A 4,592-nucleotide genomic window follows, 5' to 3' on the forward strand; every position below is an offset into this window, starting at 1 on the left:
TCTTTTGTAACTCCAAATCGCAACAGCTGCTTGATAAACCTCATTGTTAAAAGCTTGAATTTGGCGTATATCCGTATTTACAGTGAACCTTGCCAACTTTTCCTCAATTCGTTCGAAAAGAGTGATGAACTGTTGGGCTTCTGTAATTAACTGTTGCTGTTCATGGGTAAATCCCAAGCTTAGGAATAAAGCATGCTCCTTCATAATTCTGGACCAAAATTGAATTTCGTCCAGGGATCTCGTAACAATTGGATTTGCCATTTTTCCCCCTCCTTATTACATACTTCCCTCCCATATATATGTGGTATAATTTGTCCTTTTTCTAAATTATTGTAGAGCAGGATAAATGTGTCATATCTCTAGTTCTATCCTTACTTTGTTAGCCCAATAAATAAAGCATTACCCCTGAATTGAGGTAATGCTTTATTATATTTTCATCATATTTAATTTAGGGATGTTGCACTTTTCGTCTTTTGTCCTTTAAAAATAAGTTGATCCAGTGCAAAAGCATTAGAACCTGTGATAGCAAGAGATACGGCCATTACTAAAAATGCTAAATCCAATCAAAAGGCGGACTAAGAACGATGATCGTTGAATTCCCCCCAGGATCCTCCATTGGAGAACCTCATTCACACGAGGGAGAAGAGTGTCACTTAGTTTTGGAAGGAAAAATACTAGCTGAACAAGGAGAGGATTCATTTATTGTAGAAGAAGGTGATTCCTTTAGTTGGAATGCGAGTGTTCCCCACTACATAAAAAACATTGGAGATAGTAAAGCTGTAGTATTTATATCTATATATTCAGAAACTGAATTAAAAGATGTATTATGATTTATAAATTAAAAATAACAGCAGGAATTCATTGAAACCTGCTGTTTTTTGATTTAATTAACTTATTAGTAGATTCGTATCTATTCGTTTAATAAATTTAAAGAATGGTTCTCGTTTCTTCCCCCATTGGGCATATACTTCAATGATCTTTCCTACATGATGGTAGAGGTCTTCTGGTGTTAGATTCTCCTTTAATAAGATTCCTGCTTCAGCATCCATTCCTTTTGCTTTCCCACCAACATACAAGTTATAGTGATCTTTCATTTTCATAACTCCTATGTCACTTAACAAGGGTTCACCACAACCAACAGGACATCCAGTATAAGCAACTTTAAGGGTGAACGGTACTGGTTTACCAGCTATACGACGATTTAACTCTTTTGCTACGGGCATTCCTTCCTCAAGTTCCCCTTTGCAAAAATTGCACGTTCTCAAACTTTTTACAAAGTTACCAACTGGATAACATTCTAATCCAACATTTTTGAACTCTTCTATAAATTCTGTTTGTTTGTCTTCAGGAATTTCTATATAAAGCTGTTGAAACGTGGTTAATTCCAACTCCCCATTCTCATCCATATATTTAGAAATGGTTATAAGTTGTTTTGCATTTAGTTTAGCTCCAAAGCCTATTCCTCCATTTAAGACAATCTTAATTTTCTTCACATCATTCCCCATATAACACTCCCCCTGTTCTTTTGTTGCTATCCTTTATTTTAGAGCTTTCCTCTTTGAAGGCGCAATGGATTTTATACAACCGAAACATAGGAAAATCCTAGAGAGTTAGTGAAAATAATAAGTATGGGCTAGAAAATAGACATTTTTTAAGGATATTTAACTAAAATCGAACTAATCCGGGGTATTTTACTGATTTTTGAACCTTTACTTTAACTAATAAACGGTAGTACTATTTAACACATCAAGCACAATTTAACTGTCTAATCCCTTTAAGGGAACGGAGGAACCAATTTTTTGGGGTTAATTCTACCATGTAGAAAGGATGAGAACTCTTTCGCCATCCTACCCGTCAGCTAACTTCGTCGGCAAAAGCGAGGGAGGTCTAAAGACCACCTTAATTTGAAGGTGTTTTTTTTGTGGATTTTTACAAAAAAACATCTACTAAATGGGTCTTTTTTGGTTTGGGAAAATAACTAGAGATAATAAGAATTTTACTTACTAAATAAGAAAAGGTTGAGGGAAAATGGGGAAAGCTACTTCTAAATACATTATAAACGCTATTGGCAAGGGTGGAGAGACATATTTAACTCATTGTCAGAACAAACAAGAAGTAACTAAATGGATTACTGATCATCAAGAGAAATTGATTATGAATGAATTAAAAATAGTCAAGAAAAAGCATCCATTATTTAATTTATTCTATCCAAAAAAGTAGTTATGAACGGTATTTGCTTTAATAAAGCTAAGGAGTGTTAAGACTACATGTCAAAACAAGCATACGCGGTTATAGGCCTAGGAAGGTTTGGATCAAGTGTAGCATATGAGTTAAACGAAGCAGGACAAGAAGTATTGGGTATAGACATTAATGAAGAAAAAGTTGAGGATGCAGAATCCATTGTGACGCATGCCATTGTTGGAGATTCTACAGATGTTGAGGTACTAAAGACGGCTGGTATTCGCAATTTTGATTGTGTAATTGTCGCCATTGGGAATGATATGCAGTCTAGTATATTAACCACCTTAATCATAAAGGAATTAGGAGTGAAACAAGTAATCGCTAAAGCACTTTCTAAAACCCACGGGCGAGTATTAGAAAAAGTCGGAGCCGATTGGATTATTTATCCAGAAAGAGACATGGGTTCACGTGTCGCACATCAACTTTTGTCACCTAATGTTTTGAACTATATACAACTTTCAGAAGAATATAATATAGAAGAAATAAAAATTCCATCTAGTTTGACGGAAAAAAGTCTAAGAGAGTTAGATTTACGTGCGACATACAATATCAGTGTGATTGCAATCGTTTGTAATGAAGAAATAATCATTAGTCCTTCTCCTGATCACATTATTCATGAAGGCGATCTTTTAGTTGTAATTGGTTCTAGGGAGGATCTAGCCCAATTTGTTAATGTTAAGTAATTCTATTGCTTAATCCTGACTAAAGTTAGAAAGGAAATGGTTATGTTATTTTCTAACACGTTTAAGAAAAATAAACCAATAAACCTAGATCCCGCGCATATCATGTTACTTGGGTTTTTAGCCTTAATATTATTAGGAACAGGCTTGTTAATGCTCCCTTTTGCTACTAGTGATAGACATCATCTTAACTTCATTGATGCTCTTTTTGAAGCGACATCTGCTGTGTGTGTAACAGGATTGGCAGTTGTTGATACAGGTACTACTTTTACTTTGTTCGGTCAAATAGTCTTGTTAATTCTTATCCAACTTGGTGGGTGGGGCTTTATGACCAGTGGTATTCTTATGTTTATCATCTTAGGTAAAAGAATTGGGTTGAAATCAAGATTATTACTTAAAGAATCAATAAATACGTTTTCCTTACAAGGTGTAATAAAATTGGTTCGTCGGATTATTCTCATTACGGTAATCGTGGAAGCTACAGGGGCTCTATTACTAGCTATTCGTTGGTCACAAGAAATGAGTTGGGATAAAGCCATTTATTATGGAATATTTCATTCTATCTCTGCTTTTAACAATGCAGGGTTTGGATTAGAACCTGACAATTTAAGCAAATGGGTAGGAGATCCCACCGTAAACATTGTTATTACCATGTTGTTTATATTAGGTGGAATTGGTTTCTTCGTTATCGCTGATATATTTGAGAAAAAAAGTTTGAAGAAGCTTTCACTACATACGAAAGTAGCATTGTTAGTTACACTGATAATTAATATAGTAAGTACCCTTGTCATTTTCGCATTAGAATTTAACAATCCCGCAACGCTTGGCAGTTTAAGTACCATTGATAAATGGTGGGCTGCTTATTTTCAAGGAGTGGTTCCACGAACAGCAGGTTTTAACACCATTGATATAAGCCAACTAACATTAAGTTCTCTTACATATATGAACGGTTTAATGTTTATCGGAGCATCCTCTGGTTCAACGGGAGGCGGAATTAAAGTTACAACATTTGCTGTATTGCTATTTGCCCTTTGGTCCGTATTAACAAATAAAGAAGATGTTAATGTATTTAGACGAAGAGTTTCCAAAGAAGTTGTGTTTAGGGCCTTCTCCATTGCTATTTCAGGAGTTATTTTTATTTCATTAATTTTCTTTTTACTCACAATTACTGAAAAAGGGGCTGACATGTCAAAGCTTTTATTTGAAACCGTCTCTGCTTTTGGCACTGTTGGATTAAGTGCCGGATTAACAGGTGATTTAAGTCCCATAGGTCGTATTCTTATTACGATTATGATGTTTATAGGAAGAGTTGGTCCTCTAACTATGGCCTTTGCATTAGCCGTACATAATTACAAGAATAAGAATAATAAGGGTAAAATTCGTTTTGCAGAAGGAAAAATCTTAATTGGATAAATTTTAGTTTGAAAAGAGCATGGAATTAACATGCTCTTTTTTTGTGGAGATCCTTTTTTTCTTATTGTAAAAAAAAAGCATTTAATATTCTCCATTCTAGGCCATTATTGGTGGAGTGATTGTCTCTTTAACCATTGAATTTGATGAACTTTTCTTGATGGTTTAAAATCCATGAAACTCTTCGTGCACCCTTACGAATATACTTTTTGACCGTATCAATAGAGTCCACCCCGTCCCAATAACGGCCAAGAAAATGGA

At 34.8% G+C, this 4,592-nt stretch carries 5 protein-coding genes, 1 pseudogene and 1 riboswitch; of the genes and pseudogenes, 4 read left to right on the forward strand and 2 right to left on the reverse strand.

The window, feature by feature from the left end:
- Positions 1–261 (reverse strand): DUF2935 domain-containing protein (locus ACGLXV_RS19870; RefSeq protein ID WP_391560042.1); only part of this gene is annotated, 261 nt, incomplete at its 3' end.
- 296 nt (positions 262–557) lie between these two features.
- On the opposite strand from ACGLXV_RS19870, the pseudogene ACGLXV_RS19875 reads away from it, so the two are divergent.
- Positions 558–830: pseudogene (locus tag ACGLXV_RS19875) on the forward strand (cupin domain-containing protein); the annotation flags it as partial.
- A gap of 57 nt (positions 831–887) precedes the next feature.
- On the opposite strand, the gene ACGLXV_RS19880 reads toward ACGLXV_RS19875, so the two are convergent.
- The gene (locus ACGLXV_RS19880; protein ID WP_391560043.1) at positions 888–1,505 is read right to left on the reverse strand and encodes a nitrite reductase; all 618 of its coding nucleotides are present in this window, start codon (positions 1,503–1,505) and stop codon (positions 888–890) included.
- Positions 1,506–1,752: 247 nt separating this feature from the next.
- A riboswitch (cyclic di-AMP (ydaO/yuaA leader) is annotated at positions 1,753–1,888 on the forward strand.
- 140 nt (positions 1,889–2,028) lie between these two features.
- On the opposite strand from ACGLXV_RS19880, the gene ACGLXV_RS19885 reads away from it, so the two are divergent.
- The 3 genes from ACGLXV_RS19885 to ACGLXV_RS19895 are packed head-to-tail and all read left to right on the forward strand — an operon-like array spanning position 2,029 to position 4,334.
- Positions 2,029–2,220 (forward strand): hypothetical protein, encoded by a 192-nt coding sequence (locus tag ACGLXV_RS19885; protein WP_391560044.1) that lies wholly within the window; start codon positions 2,029–2,031, stop codon positions 2,218–2,220.
- 47 nt (positions 2,221–2,267) lie between these two features.
- Complete coding sequence (locus ACGLXV_RS19890; RefSeq protein WP_391560045.1) at positions 2,268–2,924, forward strand: potassium channel family protein; 657 nt, start codon at positions 2,268–2,270, stop codon at positions 2,922–2,924.
- A gap of 42 nt (positions 2,925–2,966) precedes the next feature.
- Positions 2,967–4,334, forward strand: coding sequence for a TrkH family potassium uptake protein (locus tag ACGLXV_RS19895; RefSeq protein ID WP_391560046.1), 1,368 nt, complete (start codon positions 2,967–2,969; stop codon positions 4,332–4,334).
- Positions 4,335–4,592 lie beyond the last annotated feature (258 nt).

The organism is Robertmurraya sp. (assembly GCF_036676585.1).
Taxonomy (GTDB): domain Bacteria; phylum Bacillota; class Bacilli; order Bacillales; family Cytobacillaceae; genus Robertmurraya_A.

Excerpts from the sequence above, each read along its gene's own strand:
- ACGLXV_RS19895 (WP_391560046.1), top strand. The coding sequence starts at position 2,967 with ATGTTATTTTCTAACACGTTTAAGAAAAATAAACCAATAAACCTAGAT.
- ACGLXV_RS19890 (WP_391560045.1), top strand. The coding sequence starts at position 2,268 with ATGTCAAAACAAGCATACGCGGTTATAGGCCTAGGAAGGTTTGGATCA.
- ACGLXV_RS19885 (WP_391560044.1), top strand. The coding sequence starts at position 2,029 with ATGGGGAAAGCTACTTCTAAATACATTATAAACGCTATTGGCAAGGGT.
- ACGLXV_RS19880 (WP_391560043.1), bottom strand. The coding sequence starts at position 1,505 with ATGGGGAATGATGTGAAGAAAATTAAGATTGTCTTAAATGGAGGAATA.